Consider the following 15,232-nt stretch of genomic DNA (forward strand, 5'->3'; position numbering starts at 1 on the left):
TCAATAAAAAGGCTTGTTTAAAAATCATATTGGTTTTATATAATTCTCAAATAAGCCAGTTATTTTTTGTTATGAACCTTCTTGGAACACGTTTTTAGTTTTACTTATTATCTTACCTGTCTTTCCATCAATTTTAATGTTATAGATATGTTTAGGATAGCTTTCCCCTTTTACATACACGAGATTCCATACTCCTTTGTTCCTCATAATATCTGTATATCTATGAAACAAATCAACATTGCGAAGGCGCATAAAACTAACTATATCTTCAAAAGAATACTCATAACCCTCATCATGATTTTCTTCTTTGATTAAGTTTCCTTCCTTATCATATTCTCGCCAAACGCCTAACGCTACACTGTTTGGAAAACTTATCCCCTTCATTTTAAGTTTCCCATTAAGATGAAAACTTCTATACACTCTCAATATAGAAGGAGGAGGGGGATTTTCAAACTCTGAAAAATCTGTATCAGAAGACATTCTACGGATGATAGTACCATCCTTTAGTGTATCACGATATTCTCCCCCTTTTTCTAATCGATTAAATTTTTCTATATCAAAGGTGTCACTAGACTTAGATTCTGCTAAGGTATTTATATAAACTTTCTGACTCATACAACTAGAAATTAGTGTAGTTAAAATAAAATAAAAAATAAGTTTTTTCATAGTCTATTCAACTAAAAATTAGGTTGTATAAGTCAATAATTAATAAAAAGCTATCTCTTACAAGAAAAGATAGCTTTTTAAAGATAAAATAAAACTCTATAATCATTCTATAGAAAACTCGTTTTTGTGGTCAGAAATAATTTTTCCTGTCTTACCATCAATAGTAACATCGTGAATATGTTTAGGATAACCTTTTCCTTGTACATACGCTACTTTCCATATTCCGTCAGAGCGACGGATAGAAGTATATTCATCAAACAAATCAATATCCCGACGATAAATAAACTTAAGTAAATCTTCAAAAGAATACTCGTAGTCTTCGTCGTAGTCTTCTTCTTTGATTAGATTACCTTCTTCATCATACTCTTGCCAAACACCTAACTCAACATCGTTTGGGTAATACAATCCTTTGGATTTAAGTTTTCCATTGAGGTAAAAACTCCTAAAAATTTCTAGTATAGATGGAGGAGGAGGAGTTTCAAATTCTGCAAAATCTATATCAGAAGATATTCTACGAACAATAGTACCATCCTTTAATGTATCACGATATTCTCCCCCTTTTTCTAATCGATTAAATTTTTCTATATCAAAGGTGTCACTAGACTTTGATTCAGATAAGATATTGATTCGATATTCTTGTTTAGTTACCATACAGCTTGTAGTTAATAAAGTAGCAATAAAAATTAAAAGATATTTCATAGTCAATTATTCAGGTAAAGCACTAGGTTGTAAAATCTGCCACTGCCATTGCCACGTATAGATACAATCGATACCTACATTGTGGGAATAGTCCATAATATTTTGAGTATGATTTTTCTCAAAGATGTAAGTGCTTGCATTATCAAAAGGATGACGTAATCCCATAGCATGCATGGTTTCGTGAGAGGTAGTTTTCTTGTTATGTCCTTTAAAAATGATAACATCTTTTGCAGAGAAACTTTCTGCTTTTCCTACTACTAGACCAATTTTAACACCATTTTCTATCTTAGGACATTCTTCATCAATAAAATATACCTTCAAATAGTTATTATACTGTGCTGATATTTTTCCTGCTAGATAAGCATGTATACCATTGGTTCTATTAATGAGACCATTTCTGGTATCAGCAAAACTTGTATTAAAGGTATTGTCATTTCTCAAATCTAAATTAATAGTAGGTGCTAAATCCAAACGTATGAAGGCTTGGCGAAGGTAGCGTCGCAACAATATATCTTCATCTGTACTATCTCCTTCTTTAAATCTACCTGTTCCTGTTAAATTGGTTTTCACTTTTACAAATACAACATCTTTTCTAAAACGATGAGATTTATCGTTGGGTAGTATATTGAGCTGCCCTAGTGTTCTGTCTTTGTACTTTACTGTAAGATGTTTTTCATCACTAAATTCTTGTAAACAAGTTAGTTGTAAGTGTTTATCAATACGCTTTCTACCTCCATTTTTAGGAATAATAGAGGTATTCAAACGAAACAAAGTGGTGTCATATTCAATAGTCAAGTCATTTCCGTGTGCTAGTGTTTCTACTTGTACACTCAAATCTATAGTATCTCCACTATACATAGCTAAATAGCTTTGAATGTATTCTTTTTCGTTTCCTACTTCATCTTTATACCAAGTTACTGGATTACCTACATCATTGCCTTGCTCATCAGTGCGTTGATCTTGTAATCTAATAAAACCTAGTACATTGTTTTTGAGTGAGTGATATTGTACACCTCTTGCTGTAGTTTTGTCTTTATTAAATTCATCTACTCCATTTTTGGTGATATAACTACCTAAAATCTCTTCATAGGAAACAAAATCCTTTTTATGCGTATCTCTCATGTAATCAAAGCCAAATTCACCATTGTAGTCCTTAGCAGGTCTGAAATCTACAATTACTTCTGGTAGGCGAATCAAGTCAAGAGCTTTACTTTTCTTATTGCTCATTATACCATCTACACTTGCTCTAGCGATAAGGCAATCTGTATCGGTATGGTTGGTGTCCATCCAGATTTTTTCCATCAAAATGTCTTTAACAACAGCTTTTCCAGTAGCATCCAACTTTACATCAAAGACACGTTCTTTCATTCCTGATTCGAATTCTGTTCCGTCCTTCTTAGTAATCTTTACTTCTACACATGCTCCTTCTTTGCCATCCTTTACTTCTAAAGCTAGATTAACTCGCTCACCATAATCTACTTCTTCCAAACGAGTGCCATCAGTTGGGTTTTGCCATTCAAATTTTACTTTTGGCTTCTTTACTTTCAGCTTAGGACTGCTCTTTTTGATACCTGCATGTTCTACATAGGCAATCAAGTTGTCAAAGTCTAGTTCTTCATTTTCTGATGCCCATTTGCCTAGAAAATTCAGAGTAGAGATTTTACCAAAACCATTGCCATCTAAAAAAGCCGTAGCAATTAATTCTTTTTTGCCGTTTTCAAAGTCGCTACCATCTTCTTTTTGAACACTAATTTTAGCTTCGTTTCCTTTCGGATTATTGACTTGAACTTTCAGAGATGCACCTGAACCATAACTCACTTCTGATAAAGATTCATCTGTATCCTCATGAATCCAATCTAAGAACATAATACTAGGTTCTTGGTCATCATTCAGAGTAGTAACAGGAGCTTTTGCATCTAAATCTGTTTTCTTCCAATAATGGTTTACTATTTTGTAGCCATCGTCTATCATTATTGCAGGAGTAAGATGAACAAGTGTCGTCATCGGTTCTCCATTTTGACCATTAAAATTATTCTTGAAATGGACACAATGTACATCATAGAGTTCTATGATACGACTTTTACTTGTTGCTGTTACTGGAGAAACTACTATTTTGACGTGTTTAGTCATATCAGTAGCAACAGACCACGCCATAAAACTTTGGTCAGAGGTAGTTTCAAAAATAATTTCAAATATTGTTCCTCTAGGTTTTCCCATCGGAAAGCCGTGTTCATTAACGGCTCGTGTAAAACGAAATTTGAAGTCAAGGATATTAATTTCCTTGTCTTCTACATACATTTTGGCAATCAAACTCATAAAAATACCAAGAGATTAAATAGTGATTATTTTAAACTGTAGATTACAAATGTACCTTAAAAAAATATATGTACAAATTTATTAAACAAAAAACACTCTTTTAACATTTTGTAAAAACAGGTATTTGAATAGTTCAATTACACAAAGCTGGAAAATATTTCATATTGGAATAAGCAAGTGTATTCTCCAAAATTATAAGTTGAACTCTTTTTTAACCATCTTTTTCTTTTTAGTCTGAGATTATTTTTTTATTTACGATTGATTGCTTGCAATTTGGACAGCCATGTATTGCGTATGTATCTCTTGAATAATATGAACCACACTTACATTTGACTGTATCAAGCAAATCTCCAGTAATAGAATCTTTTAATTCTAAATTTACGAGTTCTTGTTTTTTGAACTTCTTGTCTTTTTTTGGAGGAGGTAGAGGAGGATTTTGCATTTTGGGAACTCCATAAACCTCTCTCGCTTGTGTTTTCATAAAGTCTATTTTTTCATTATAAAAGCGTGAAACATCATCTAGTTCTCGCCTCCTATACTCTTCTGATTTTCGTAGTTCTTTTTCTAAGTAGATTTTTTCTTTTTTTGAATTATCTATTTGCCACATTTTATTTAAATACCAAATGCAAGAAGTAACTAAAAATGTGAGCATTGATAAATAAAATATTTTCTCTTCCATTTTGTTTTATTTGTTTTTAGGTTTATTTTTCTCAAGAGCTTCATCAATCATATCTTGAATTTCTGTATCAGATAGTTTTATAGCTTCAGCAAACTCCTTATCATTTTTCTTTCTGTGTTCGAAAAGGAAATTTATAGCAGAGCCGAAACCGTTTCTAAAAATATGTGATATAAAATTTGGCTTTGTGAAACCATCTTTTTTGCTTCTAGGCTTAATTATTTCAATTTCTTTCCATTTCTCAATTATTTCATTTCTGGCTTGTTCTTCAAAGACAAGAAGTTGTTGATGAGTGGGTTCTGCTTTAGCTTTTTCAGCTTTGTAATCTTCAAGAAGGGATTCTGCCCATTCAATGTACATATAATCTTTTTCTATAAGTCCCATTTCATTGGGGTCAAAAAAGGCTTCGTAGTGTTGTTTGATGTTCATGAGTTTGTTTTGTGTGATTTGAAACGATAATCTAATTCCCATTCTTCAAATGGTTCAATATTGTTGCCTAACCTTAACCAATACGTGTAACAAGGCGTGCCTTGAAAAATATTGTTTAATGTAACTGACTCAACAATACATATCTGTCCTAAATAATTTTGAATAGCCTGAGTGTTTATATGAATACTTTTTACAACTCTAACTTTATCTCCTTTACTCCAAGCTGAGGTTATATTTTTAGGCTTCTCTTTATTTTCGGCTAAATTTTTATTGATTTGATCTACTAGTGATTGTTCTATATTCATAACTTTAGTATTTAGATTTGATTTCAATTTTACCTTCCTTCTCCTCATACTTAGGACAAGCTCTATCCTTTGCTCTTATTTTTAGAAGTCCATTTTCAGTTCGGTTACTTGAGGTTATTCCACAATATTGAATTGTAGATAAACCCATCTGCCAGCGTTGCCTAAATTTGCAGGTACGGCAGGTTTTATCTGCGTTTTTATGTTTGAATGGCGTGTCATCGAATAGTTTCATTTGTTTATTGGATTTATGATTTTAAGCTAGATCATCCTTTGGAGCATAATAAATAATCCTACCTTTAATGACTTTTTTGATAGACTTTTTATCCCAACCACTTTTACTTCTGTATCTATCATCATTTACTCTAGTATGGTTAGGAGTTATTGCATTAAAGAAATCTTCCTTAAATACATCTTTCAACGGATCGTTATTAACATACTCAACATACTTCTCCATCAGAAGAGCAATTTCAGCATAATTGGGTTTATAGGTAGGCGAAGGGATATTGTCTTGAAGGAATTCGATAGCTGTTTTCATTTTGAATTAATTAATTTGGGATTTTAAGATTAAACAAAAAGCTCCATTTGATTTTTATTGAGCTTGATAAAATGATTTTTTAGTTTTTCTTTAATTTGATTGAGTGTTTGCTGATCTACCAAGTCTTTGTCATCATCAATGAGAGCTGACAAGGTTTTGTATTTATGACACCAAAAACGCTGTATAAATCGTGTTATCTCAAAACCTTGTTTTCTATCCTGCTCGTCTATTTTTTTGATGACTGCCAAATCTTTCTCTGTTACTTTTCTGATGAATAGAATATCATAAGAGAAAAGTCTTAGCTTGTGACTTGGCATAAAATCAATAAAGGTTTCAATCACTTTGAGTCCATTCTTCTTGTGAATAGCATAGATGACTTGCATATTTTCAGAAGTATTGGCGTACATGAATCTGTCTTGTTCCATTTTATTTTGAGTTTGTTTTTAATATCTAAACTCAGTAAAATGTATCAATGCCAGTTCAGAATGCCCATAAGTCTTGAAAAACCGTAAAAAATCACTCGTTAGCATTCCATCATTTTCAGCAAGTTGATCTACACATAATCGTACTCTATTCAAATAAAACTTGCCGTTGCTGTAACGAACTTTCTGCAAACCAATCTTACAAGCAGCATCTAAAAATAGAATCTCCGATTGGGTTTCTGTTTTGTTCTGCTCCCATTCGGTTAGTGAAATATATCCTTCTCCATCTTGCACCTTTCGAACGGCAGCTGACCAATACGCATAGTCTCTACGAAGTGTATGTATCTTTTGCCCTGTTCGTATTTTTCTAGCAAAATTGGTTTCTTTTCCTGCTTTTTTATGACTTTGTGGGAAGTGTTTAGCAAATAGAAGTGGAAAACGTTCTAGTCCTCTTGTCTTCTCTTGGTAGCTTAAATCAAGTAGAGCCATCTTCTTTTGTTGGAGAAGAACAGCACACCTGTCATTTTCTGTTTCTCTTCCTTCCAAGTAGGTTTTTGTTGGGTTATCTTCGTATTCTACTGACTTGAGGTTGCTTAATATTTCGCTAATTAGGTCTATTTTTGCTTGAGTTAGTGATAAGTTATGGCTCATAATGAATAGTGGGTTATAGTGGGTAATTTGATGATTAAAATAAAGTATGTTGTATAGTTTGAATGTGCGCCTTGCACCTGCCAAATTTTCTCTTTGTTTCTCTTCGGTTTACTATTTTGATATGGCAATTCTTTTTGTCAATCAAATATTGAATTTTACGGTACGAATCGTAATTGATAAACTCTTTGATAGCGTGTAGATTCAGATACTTTTTACAGCATTTACACTCTACTACCAGGGCGATGTCTTCCTGTTTAATTTCTTTATTTGTTTTGATAAATTCATAGAGTTGTGTTGCGAAGCCTTGGTAGAAACTTATGAGTTTTTCAACTGAATTATATTTTGAATTTCTGATCATCTTAGCTCCGTAAGTTTCAAGCTCTGTTTCTGCTTGTTTGAACTTATCTAGCTTTATACTCATCTCCTTTAAGCGTTCGGTAAGAATAAACATCAATCTAGGTTTGTTTTTCAACTCTTTGTAAGTCTTTCCATAGAAGAAGTCAAGCATACGTTTAGAAATACGATGATTCATTTCTACAAGAGCAATTCTAATAGATTCATCTATAATTCTTGGCAGGTCAATGAATGTAGATGGTGTGAAATTGACAGTAGTAGTCTGTTTTTTTACTCTTGAGTAAGATTGAGACCCTACACCATCTATTTTAGTTTTGTGTCTTGGTTTTGGTGTTTTCATAAGTGTTGATTTTATAGCTTTTCAATAAGTTCAGGGTCGGTTACAAGCATAAAGTCTGTACGATAGTCGCCCTCCTCATCTTCATAATCTGAAAGAAAATCTGATTCGTATTCTCTTAAATCCTGTACATCACACCTATTAGCGATTGGGCAACTGAACGAGTAGCATTTACCTATAATCTTGCATCCAAATTTCTCAATAAATGAATCATCATAACATAATTCATTTCTAATTTTTCCTGCGTATAGTTTTCCTTCCTCAGTCGCTAATGCCTTTTCAATATTTTGGTAACTACCATATTTTTTGCGTAAGGCTACTTTTAGAATCTTATATCTAAGTTCTTCATTACCAACTCTAAATTCCTCTCCATCTACTATTCTTACAATTTCTGAGTCTTCCACGTCTGGATGATTACAACCATATCCATTATTAACAGGTGTTTCTCCATTGAAGAATCCACATATATCAGCTAAATCGTTAATATCTACGATTTTGAAATTTTCTTGATTTGTTTTCATTTTGTTTTTAGGTAATTTGGTGTTTTTGAATTTGATTTTTATTTATTTAAAACCCCTGCTTTTCTCACATACCCTGTCTTAGAAAACTCATCAATCCAGACTAGCTTTCTATCTTGCTTTCCTTTACCACAAGCTCTCCAAGCTAAATGACCTTTAACATTAAAAGCATTATTATTTATTACAGTAGTAAACCAATTATTATTCAAAATTTTCACATCAGTTTTAAATTCAGTAAAATGATTAGTTTTTGAATTAGATTGTTTAGAGCTTTTAGAAACCTCATCAGTTTTTATCTCTGCGTTTTGATAAAAGAATATTAAAGCCATCACGCCTTTTATAATCTCAATCTCATTTACAGTTAATTTAACAGTTGAGGATAACTTTATCTCTGCTTCAATTGGAAGAATAATAAATTCTCCACCTGCAAACAAAGTCCCTTCTCCATAAAACTTATAATGGAACACAAGTTTTTCATTTATTCTAAAACAATCGATAACCATCTCCAAATGAGTACCGTCCATTTTAGTTAAAAAAATACCTCTAAAATCATTTACATTTTTATATATAGTTTCTAAGCCATTTTTGTCATCAAAAACAACTAGGGAATTTTCTAAAAAAGAATTAGTAAAATAAAAGCAGTTATCTAAAAAGGAATCCCAACCTTTATCAGATTCCATAAATTTTATAATTGGGAAATTGCTATATGTAAAGTTCATATTTCAGTTGTATAAAATTGAGTGTGTAAAAATTGATTTTCAATGAGTTTAAGGTCTTTTAGACAAGTCGAATACTCGGCAAGTTCTGCTCAATCACTCGTTGCGCTTCAGCAGTTGTAGTAAGTCTTTTTTGATTATTCACACTAGATAACTGAACCTCTTTTGGGGAATAGAAATAACCTACACTTGGTATTTGTAAGAAAAAATCTAAATCTTGTGAGTGGATAAGAATTATTCTACCATCCTCCACATACTCATCAAAACTTTCAATTTGCTTTCTGTAAATTTCTATCTGCTTTTTGGTAGGGCAGAATAGATAGACTGTGTAAGCTTGATTTACGATAGAGGCATACTCATCATCTGTAAGAGGAATGTTTGTATCTTTCGGATTTAGAAGCAACACAATTTCTTTGATCCCTTTTTTTGATAATTCTCTAATAGATTGAGTTATCGTTTTTGACCATTTTTTTGCTTCTCCATTTGATAAAAATTCATCATCCAAGTGAGCAACACGATGAGCGATTTTCTTATCATTTTCCATCTCTTTAATAACCTTCTCTACTGCCATCATCAATTTTGGAGATGAGGCTATGATGTCATTTTTCAAAACACCTTTCAATATTCCTATTACAATAGGAAGGATTAAGTAGCCTTCTGTTTGTTCTATTTTGGCTTGTGTTGTGTTTTTGCTTATCAATGATTTGAACATAGTTTTTAGGTTTATTTGGTGATTGTTTTTTAAATCTACCATCGCCAAGTATTGATGGCTTGGCAATGGTAAGTTTTCATATTAAAGCTCCTCCTCTCTAATTTCAACAGGAACTCCCAACTTCTCAGCTTCAGCTTGGCGTTCTTTCACTCTTTCGTTTGCTGCTGCTTTCATTCCTTCAATTTGCTCTTGGGGAGCTGCCGAACCTGTAATTTCTTGAGTAGCTTTTTCTACTTCATCAAAAGGAGAATTAGAGGTTTTGATTTCGACTTTGTAGTCGTTATTGTCAAAAATAGTCCCTTGACGATACTCACTTTTACACGACTTCTCTGCAATGGAACTCAAAAACTTTTTTAAGTTTTCAATCATTCTTACCATTTGGTCAGGCAGCTCATTGTAATCACGATTGATAAGTGGGATTTTGATAGTGTTTGGAACAGTCTTTCCATTGACAGATTTATCATCCACATGATAATTGATGGTAAATTGGACAAGCTGAATAAGCTCTTGTGTTTCTCTGTCTTTTCCTTCGCTAAACTTTATACCAACGATTAAGGAATCGTTCTCAAAGGGCAGTTGTGGAAACTGATTATCTGCCAAAATAAGTGGCATTAGATCCTCACAGAATCGTTTGAATTTTTTCATATCCTCCTCATTGGTAATTTGACAGGTGTATGAATTTCCTTTGATGGTTTGCGCCTGGATAAAAAAGATGAACTCATTGGTTTTCTTTTTAAAGCGAGTTTTTAGTTCTCTAGCTAACATAAAATTGAAAATTTGATAGTGATAAAATAAATTTGGTTTGATTTGAAATACGTTTATTTAAAAATCTTTTTAAGAATGATTTTAAAAGCTGTTTCTGTCACTTCTTTCAAAATATCTGAAGCAATGCCTATGGCTATGTCTTTGAAAGAAATGACATTGATAAACTTTCCTTTCTTGGTATAACAGATTGTATCTCCTGCTTTTTTACTTGCTATGCTTGGTGAGTAAGTAGTGGAAACTACATAGGTTTTATACTCTCCTTGTAATTTTACTTCATAGCTAGTTGGACTTTTTTGCTCTATGGAGTTGATGATTGATGTGTTCATTTTTTTAGGTTTTTTTTGGTGATTTTAATCTTGATTAGATGAATTTGGGTGATTTGATATGATAAAAATTGAAATGACTATTGAGAAACCCTGTCTATATAAAACATTTCATTACAGTGCTTGCAAATAATTTCCACTTGTATATCTTCAGCATAAAAAGAGCTGTCTAAACATTCTCCTACCTCTTGCAATACTTCATTATTTTTTCTACAATGAGGACAGTAACAAGTGCATTTTATTGTCACGTCAGCACTTACCGTAATTCTTTCAAGAATGTCTTCTTTATTCTCCTCTTGAGTGAAATTCCATCTTTGAAGAGCTTTGTGATACTCTTCCTCCCCTTCTTCTAGCATCCATCCAGCTTCTTCTTCGATAGTGCCTTCTACATAGCCAAAGTCTTTTGGTTGTGGTTTTTGATTTTGCATAACTTGTTTGGGTAATTGGTGATTGTTTATTTTAGTCTTGATTAAATTTCTTGAGTACCTTGTAAGTCGGACGGCAGACTTCGATAAAATTGTCATTTGTATTTTCTGCCTTTTTTGAGTTTGCCAAATCCATCTTTCTACGATTTTTAAAATAGCTCTTTTGATAGATTCTCATTTGCGAGTTTCTTTCAAAAAGTCCAATAAAATCTTTCGCCAATTTTGACTTTGCCAACATCGTATTGACAGCTTCTTTGAGTAGAATTTTGACTCCTGCTGATTCAATGAAATATTCATTTTCTATTCCTTCAAAACTTCCTTCTACCTCTACTTCTTCATTTGTGATGGTGTAGAAAATAGGGTCAAATAAGGCTTCAATTTTATCAGGGTTATAAACCCTTGTTTTTCTTGCGTTCGTTCGTTGGTGGTCATAATTTTAGCTTTCTAGGTAATATTTTTTGATAGAATTAGCTTTTGCTTTCGTGATAGACAGCCGTTCGAACAAATTTTCCTTAATTTGAACTCGCTCTTTGTGTCTTGTTTGAAAGTCTTCCCACTCCTTGGTTTTGCCTTGTGAATGGAATAAAATTTTGACTCTACCGACATTGTTTTGCTGATAGATTTGCTGTCTTGCCATCAAGAGCTGCTCCCAACGCTGCTGCTTTGAAATTTCTAATTTTTGTTCTGCCTCTAGCGTGTCATACCAAATTGCTAATGTGTATTCACTGGGAGGGAAAACTTGTGTTTCTTTGGCAATTTGGATGTACTTCAAGGTCTCTTTCCTTGTTTTTTCAATCTGCTCTTGGGTATTTTCTATGACAATTTCGTCTTCCTCTCTGCGTGGTCGTGCTGTTACCCTACGGTCTTTTCCTGCTAGGATTAGGATATTACACATTTGACTCAATCGGCTATTTGCTCTCACATCGTAGCGTTCTTCAAGCATTTTTTTGTCCAAATTGCTTGTGAAGTGAGTAATTGAACCTGCCAAGAAAAATTCATAGCGAGTTCTGATAATCTCATCGTCAATGTCCACAGGTTGTCCGTAATGCTTGACCTCTCGGCATCTTTCCAAACCCAGTTCGTCAAAAAGCCAGTTTCGCCTGTCGTGGTGTATTCCTGCATCGCCTTTGGCTTGGTAATTTCCAGCAATATCCCATAGCTTGATACTCAAAAACCTTATTTTTTGGTACTGCTGAACGATTTTTTGAAAAGTTTTAAGCAGGTCAGTTTTGCCTGTGCCTGGATTGCCGATGACAAGCCAGCCTTTGCCTGAAGCATAGTTTGGATTCTCATTGTCAAACTTTCTAGGATTGAAAAAATAATCCCATAAGAGCTTGACAGCTTGAAGGTTATCTTCATCAATTTCGTAGCTCCTGCCGATAATTTGAGAGGCTACTTTGCAGAACCAATCCATATCGAAAGCTCTTCCGATGAGCGATGGATTCGGCTTTTTAACCTGCAAATTAGAGGGTGTAGTCTGCATTTCTCAAGTCTATTTTTGGTGGTTTTAAATTATTTTTTGGTGCTGAGTAACTTCGCTCTTGATCATCATTTTTAGGGAATACACCCTGCCAATTGTTGCTTATGCTGTCCTCAAGGGCTTTTATAGCTATTTTTTCACCAAAGGGTTTTAGCTTTTTGAAAATCATTTTGGCTGCCGTCGGTGTGACAGGTTTCCTCATTTCCTTTCGGACTTGTCGGAAGCCAAGCCAGTTTTCTCGGAACTCCTCGCTTTCAAAAGGCAATTCCAAGGCATCGACCTTCGCCTCCTGCGTTTTTTGGGAAACCTTTTTTGGCGCAACTTTTTTGGAAGGGGAAATTTCTGTCTCTGCTGGAGGTTTGGAAATTTTCTCTTCCGTCGGTTTTTCGAAATTTTCATTTTTAGAATTTTCTTCTTCAAAATTATTTTTTGAAAAATCCTCATGAGTATTTGTATTATCTTTATTCTTATATCTTATATCTTTACTCTTTACTTGTCGAACGCTTGGGCTAACGTTACTACTAACGCTTTGGCTAATATCACTACTAAAATTATTTAAGTAGTCGTCGTTTGTACTAATGTTTCTACTAACATCACTACTAAAATCATTTAAGCCCTCGTCGTTTGCACTAACATCACTACTAAAGTTATTTGAGTGGTTATCCACAGGAATAAGACGATATTTAGAAGGTTGCCTTTTTGTTTTGCCACTTACAAAGTCTATCAATCCACATTGCTTGAGCTTATTTCTAGCACGGATAAGGGAAGGTTCAGACGTTCCTATCTTAGCTGTAAGCCACCCGTTGGAAATGGAGAAGGTTTCTTTCCACCTGCGAGTATTTGCCTCATGCAATAAAGCATAGTACAAATCTGACTCTAAAGAAGTAAAGAAGGTGCTTCGTCTCATTTGCCAAAAATGGTTGATATAACTGTGTATGTTTCGTTTATTGTCCATCTAAATTGTTGCTATCTATTAGTAATTAATTGAGTGAAGAGTAGTTGTTTATTTAGTGTCCAAGGCATATGGTATATTCAATACCTCCATCAGACTCTTTAAAAGAGATAAGATTGTTGTTTTTTAGATTATTTCTTGATTGACTTATAGGAATTGTTCCTAGGCTAGTCAAATTATCCAAATGTCTGTCGGATAGCTTTACAGGGTTGTTGCAATTATTTCGTCCAAACTCGTAAACCAATGCCATATATAAGACTGTATCTTCATTGGTATAAGCTAATGGAGACTGTTCTCTTTTTCTCCAAAATTTGCTAGATAATTCAAGTTGAGTTTTTCCTATTTTTTCTATGTCCATTTTTTTGTTATTTTTAAGGTGTATAATTTATTACTACTCCATCAACTACTGCTCCTGTAAGTGCTTTTTATTGAGCGAGTTGTAGGAAGTTTTCAAATGAAAAAGTCTTTGTGTTTTCAATCAATGGTACTTGCTCAGCTTGATGTGTTTCCCATTTTGTAAACAATGGATAAGCAGGATATTCGCCTTTTGCAATTGTTTCAAAGTAAGTGTCAAAGAGTTTTTCATATTTCTCTTCGCCTCGTTTAAGAGTCGATTCTGTTACTTCAATAATACTGATTGGATAAGGAGCTGATTTTTCAATGGCGATAAAGAAACAATCAATATGTCCTTTTGCTAATCCACACATTCTTGCACCAAGTCTATAGAATGCCATCTGTCTGTCGTAATCATAATTGCGACCTGCTTTCCTAATAAATTCACTAGGTCTTGCATCGATTACAAATTTCAAATCTGCTATATAATCGTGCTTTTTAAGTAAGTCTAGTTTGCCTTTGCATTGTAGACCTCTATATTTCCAATAGAGTGATTTTTCTACTTGGCATTCTTTGATGATTTTGATTAATTCAGGGGTCTTATAAACAGTATTTAAAATACCATCTATCATCCTCATTTCAGCCTCATTGAAGAGGTAGATTCCATTTTTCTGTGCTTCTTCTTCTTGTTCTCTAATACGAGCATCTATACCTTTTCCCTTTCTAGGAATTTTCATTTCCCAATGTGCTTTATGAGGTTCAAGCACAGCAAGATGTAGAAGCTGACCGATATAAAGAGGCTTTGTGTCTAGTTTGTACTCGCCATCTACAAATGCTTTATAGTGCATCGGAGATTTGGCAAGGTAACTAAGAGCTGAATTGCGAATGGCAGGAACAGCATCATAATTTTTCTCTAGTCGGAATACAGGCTTTCCATTCTTTTCGCCTATTTGGTGTTTTAGATAAGCAGCTTCCTGTGGGGAAGCTACTTGAGTTAAAGGTGTAGATGTCATAAATAAAGAGTTTTAAAAGGTTCTACTTACTAGCTTGAGGTACTCGGATGGCAAAGTCCATAATTTTGCGATCTGCATTCTTCTTTGAGGGAACAAGTCCTATAAATTCAATCTCCCATCCTGTTTGAGTAGCATATTTGTAGCTTAGGCTTGTGAAGCCTTCCTCTTTGTTTCCTTCCATTTGTAGAAACATGTTTGTAATACGAGTCGTTGTCATGCGCCATTTACGAAGTGAAGGTTTTTCATCTGTGTCTTTGTAGGCTTCTAAGAATTCTACATAAGGTACATTGACTGTAACTGAAGGATCGTCTTTACTTGGCATTTTTGCTACCCCTCCTCCTAAAAAAAGCATCATCTTCTTTTCTCCAACATTCAATGGTGACCAAGAGCGAGTAGCTACGTCTAAACGTTGTGATTTGAGTTCGAGTAAATCATTTGCAATGTCGTCTACACTTCTTGCTTCCATTGAAATATTAGTGGTAGGAAGTATGCTTTCAGTTGCTTGCTCTTGTTGCACTTCTGTTGATACTGCTGTTTCTGTTGTTTCTAATTCTTGATTGTCCATAGTTTTGAAATAAAGTTGAATTGATAAAAATTGAATTAAA

The 15,232-nt window shown here is 33.7% G+C and carries 22 protein-coding genes; all 22 read right to left on the minus strand.

The features are described from left to right. Window positions 1–69 precede the first annotated feature (69 nt). Complete coding sequence (locus V9L05_RS18020) at window positions 70–666, minus strand: hypothetical protein (RefSeq protein WP_338813236.1); 597 nt, start codon at window positions 664–666, stop codon at window positions 70–72. A 102-nt stretch (window positions 667–768) separates the two neighbouring features. Next, window positions 769–1,365 carry a hypothetical protein gene (locus tag V9L05_RS18025; protein WP_338813237.1) on the minus strand — a complete coding sequence of 199 codons (597 nt, stop codon included), beginning with the start codon at window positions 1,363–1,365 and terminating at the stop codon, window positions 769–771. A 6-nt stretch (window positions 1,366–1,371) separates the two neighbouring features. Next, the gene (tssD, locus tag V9L05_RS18030; protein WP_338813238.1) at window positions 1,372–3,681 is read right to left on the minus strand and encodes a type VI secretion system tube protein TssD; all 2,310 of its coding nucleotides are present in this window, start codon (window positions 3,679–3,681) and stop codon (window positions 1,372–1,374) included. A gap of 229 nt (window positions 3,682–3,910) precedes the next feature. Further along, on the minus strand, window positions 3,911–4,360 hold the full coding sequence (locus V9L05_RS18035; protein WP_338813239.1) for a hypothetical protein: 450 nt from the start codon (window positions 4,358–4,360) through the stop codon (window positions 3,911–3,913). Window positions 4,361–4,366: 6 nt separating this feature from the next. After that, window positions 4,367–4,786, minus strand: coding sequence for a hypothetical protein (locus V9L05_RS18040; protein ID WP_338813240.1), 420 nt, complete (start codon window positions 4,784–4,786; stop codon window positions 4,367–4,369). Beyond that, a complete protein-coding gene (locus tag V9L05_RS18045) occupies window positions 4,783–5,091 on the minus strand; it encodes a hypothetical protein (protein ID WP_338813241.1) in 309 nt (102 codons plus the stop codon). The genes V9L05_RS18040 and V9L05_RS18045 overlap by 4 nt, the downstream gene beginning before the upstream one ends. A 4-nt stretch (window positions 5,092–5,095) precedes the next feature. After that, window positions 5,096–5,239, minus strand: a complete 144-nt coding sequence (locus V9L05_RS18050) for a hypothetical protein (protein ID WP_338813242.1) — start codon at window positions 5,237–5,239, stop codon at window positions 5,096–5,098. 105 nt (window positions 5,240–5,344) lie between these two features. Beyond that, complete coding sequence (locus tag V9L05_RS18055; protein WP_338813244.1) at window positions 5,345–5,626, minus strand: hypothetical protein; 282 nt, start codon at window positions 5,624–5,626, stop codon at window positions 5,345–5,347. Between the two features lie 29 nt (window positions 5,627–5,655). Next, window positions 5,656–6,051 (minus strand): hypothetical protein, encoded by a 396-nt coding sequence (locus V9L05_RS18060; RefSeq protein ID WP_338813245.1) that lies wholly within the window; start codon window positions 6,049–6,051, stop codon window positions 5,656–5,658. Between the two features lie 18 nt (window positions 6,052–6,069). After that, the gene (locus V9L05_RS18065; protein WP_338813246.1) at window positions 6,070–6,699 is read right to left on the minus strand and encodes a hypothetical protein; all 630 of its coding nucleotides are present in this window, start codon (window positions 6,697–6,699) and stop codon (window positions 6,070–6,072) included. A 34-nt stretch (window positions 6,700–6,733) separates the two neighbouring features. After that, on the minus strand, window positions 6,734–7,393 hold the full coding sequence (locus V9L05_RS18070) for a hypothetical protein (RefSeq protein WP_338813249.1): 660 nt from the start codon (window positions 7,391–7,393) through the stop codon (window positions 6,734–6,736). A gap of 11 nt (window positions 7,394–7,404) precedes the next feature. Beyond that, entirely contained in the window at window positions 7,405–7,911 is a 507-nt protein-coding gene (locus V9L05_RS18075; RefSeq protein ID WP_338813250.1) for a hypothetical protein, read from the minus strand. A 38-nt stretch (window positions 7,912–7,949) separates the two neighbouring features. Beyond that, window positions 7,950–8,588, minus strand: coding sequence for a hypothetical protein (locus tag V9L05_RS18080; protein WP_338813251.1), 639 nt, complete (start codon window positions 8,586–8,588; stop codon window positions 7,950–7,952). A 97-nt stretch (window positions 8,589–8,685) separates the two neighbouring features. After that, window positions 8,686–9,336 carry a hypothetical protein gene (locus V9L05_RS18085; RefSeq protein WP_338813252.1) on the minus strand — a complete coding sequence of 217 codons (651 nt, stop codon included), beginning with the start codon at window positions 9,334–9,336 and terminating at the stop codon, window positions 8,686–8,688. An 81-nt stretch (window positions 9,337–9,417) separates the two neighbouring features. Beyond that, complete coding sequence (locus V9L05_RS18090) at window positions 9,418–10,101, minus strand: hypothetical protein (RefSeq protein WP_338813253.1); 684 nt, start codon at window positions 10,099–10,101, stop codon at window positions 9,418–9,420. A 53-nt stretch (window positions 10,102–10,154) separates the two neighbouring features. Further along, window positions 10,155–10,427: a hypothetical protein gene (locus V9L05_RS18095; RefSeq protein ID WP_338813254.1), complete on the minus strand. Its 273-nt coding sequence runs from the start codon at window positions 10,425–10,427 to the stop codon at window positions 10,155–10,157. A 77-nt stretch (window positions 10,428–10,504) separates the two neighbouring features. Beyond that, a complete protein-coding gene (locus V9L05_RS18100) occupies window positions 10,505–10,948 on the minus strand; it encodes a hypothetical protein (protein WP_338813256.1) in 444 nt (147 codons plus the stop codon). 337 nt (window positions 10,949–11,285) lie between these two features. Next, window positions 11,286–12,020 carry a hypothetical protein gene (locus V9L05_RS18105; protein WP_338813258.1) on the minus strand — a complete coding sequence of 245 codons (735 nt, stop codon included), beginning with the start codon at window positions 12,018–12,020 and terminating at the stop codon, window positions 11,286–11,288. A 292-nt stretch (window positions 12,021–12,312) separates the two neighbouring features. Further along, window positions 12,313–13,236: a hypothetical protein gene (locus tag V9L05_RS18110; protein WP_338813260.1), complete on the minus strand. Its 924-nt coding sequence runs from the start codon at window positions 13,234–13,236 to the stop codon at window positions 12,313–12,315. Between the two features lie 100 nt (window positions 13,237–13,336). Beyond that, window positions 13,337–13,639: a hypothetical protein gene (locus V9L05_RS18115; protein WP_338813261.1), complete on the minus strand. Its 303-nt coding sequence runs from the start codon at window positions 13,637–13,639 to the stop codon at window positions 13,337–13,339. Window positions 13,640–13,706: 67 nt separating this feature from the next. Further along, window positions 13,707–14,627: a PD-(D/E)XK nuclease-like domain-containing protein gene (locus tag V9L05_RS18120; protein ID WP_338813262.1), complete on the minus strand. Its 921-nt coding sequence runs from the start codon at window positions 14,625–14,627 to the stop codon at window positions 13,707–13,709. Window positions 14,628–14,649: 22 nt separating this feature from the next. Further along, complete coding sequence (locus V9L05_RS18125) at window positions 14,650–15,192, minus strand: hypothetical protein (protein WP_338813264.1); 543 nt, start codon at window positions 15,190–15,192, stop codon at window positions 14,650–14,652. Window positions 15,193–15,232 lie beyond the last annotated feature (40 nt).

The organism is Bernardetia sp. Wsw4-3y2, from assembly GCF_037126295.1.
GTDB lineage: Bacteria > Bacteroidota > Bacteroidia > Cytophagales > Bernardetiaceae > Bernardetia.

What these genes read in the sequence shown, in the direction of transcription:
- V9L05_RS18020 (WP_338813236.1), bottom strand. Translation starts at nt 666, where the DNA reads ATGAAAAAACTTATTTTTTATTTTATTTTAACTACACTAATTTCTAGT.
- V9L05_RS18025 (WP_338813237.1), bottom strand. Translation starts at nt 1,365, where the DNA reads ATGAAATATCTTTTAATTTTTATTGCTACTTTATTAACTACAAGCTGT.
- tssD (WP_338813238.1), bottom strand. Translation starts at nt 3,681, where the DNA reads ATGAGTTTGATTGCCAAAATGTATGTAGAAGACAAGGAAATTAATATC.
- V9L05_RS18035 (WP_338813239.1), bottom strand. Translation starts at nt 4,360, where the DNA reads ATGGAAGAGAAAATATTTTATTTATCAATGCTCACATTTTTAGTTACT.
- V9L05_RS18040 (WP_338813240.1), bottom strand. Translation starts at nt 4,786, where the DNA reads ATGAACATCAAACAACACTACGAAGCCTTTTTTGACCCCAATGAAATG.
- V9L05_RS18045 (WP_338813241.1), bottom strand. Translation starts at nt 5,091, where the DNA reads ATGAATATAGAACAATCACTAGTAGATCAAATCAATAAAAATTTAGCC.
- V9L05_RS18050 (WP_338813242.1), bottom strand. Translation starts at nt 5,239, where the DNA reads ATGGGTTTATCTACAATTCAATATTGTGGAATAACCTCAAGTAACCGA.
- V9L05_RS18055 (WP_338813244.1), bottom strand. Translation starts at nt 5,626, where the DNA reads ATGAAAACAGCTATCGAATTCCTTCAAGACAATATCCCTTCGCCTACC.
- V9L05_RS18060 (WP_338813245.1), bottom strand. Translation starts at nt 6,051, where the DNA reads ATGGAACAAGACAGATTCATGTACGCCAATACTTCTGAAAATATGCAA.
- V9L05_RS18065 (WP_338813246.1), bottom strand. Translation starts at nt 6,699, where the DNA reads ATGAGCCATAACTTATCACTAACTCAAGCAAAAATAGACCTAATTAGC.
- V9L05_RS18070 (WP_338813249.1), bottom strand. Translation starts at nt 7,393, where the DNA reads ATGAAAACACCAAAACCAAGACACAAAACTAAAATAGATGGTGTAGGG.
- V9L05_RS18075 (WP_338813250.1), bottom strand. Translation starts at nt 7,911, where the DNA reads ATGAAAACAAATCAAGAAAATTTCAAAATCGTAGATATTAACGATTTA.
- V9L05_RS18080 (WP_338813251.1), bottom strand. Translation starts at nt 8,588, where the DNA reads ATGGAATCTGATAAAGGTTGGGATTCCTTTTTAGATAACTGCTTTTAT.
- V9L05_RS18085 (WP_338813252.1), bottom strand. Translation starts at nt 9,336, where the DNA reads ATGTTCAAATCATTGATAAGCAAAAACACAACACAAGCCAAAATAGAA.
- V9L05_RS18090 (WP_338813253.1), bottom strand. Translation starts at nt 10,101, where the DNA reads ATGTTAGCTAGAGAACTAAAAACTCGCTTTAAAAAGAAAACCAATGAG.
- V9L05_RS18095 (WP_338813254.1), bottom strand. Translation starts at nt 10,427, where the DNA reads ATGAACACATCAATCATCAACTCCATAGAGCAAAAAAGTCCAACTAGC.
- V9L05_RS18100 (WP_338813256.1), bottom strand. Translation starts at nt 10,948, where the DNA reads ATGACAATTTTATCGAAGTCTGCCGTCCGACTTACAAGGTACTCAAGA.
- V9L05_RS18110 (WP_338813260.1), bottom strand. Translation starts at nt 13,236, where the DNA reads ATGAGACGAAGCACCTTCTTTACTTCTTTAGAGTCAGATTTGTACTAT.
- V9L05_RS18115 (WP_338813261.1), bottom strand. Translation starts at nt 13,639, where the DNA reads ATGGACATAGAAAAAATAGGAAAAACTCAACTTGAATTATCTAGCAAA.
- V9L05_RS18120 (WP_338813262.1), bottom strand. Translation starts at nt 14,627, where the DNA reads ATGACATCTACACCTTTAACTCAAGTAGCTTCCCCACAGGAAGCTGCT.
- V9L05_RS18125 (WP_338813264.1), bottom strand. Translation starts at nt 15,192, where the DNA reads ATGGACAATCAAGAATTAGAAACAACAGAAACAGCAGTATCAACAGAA.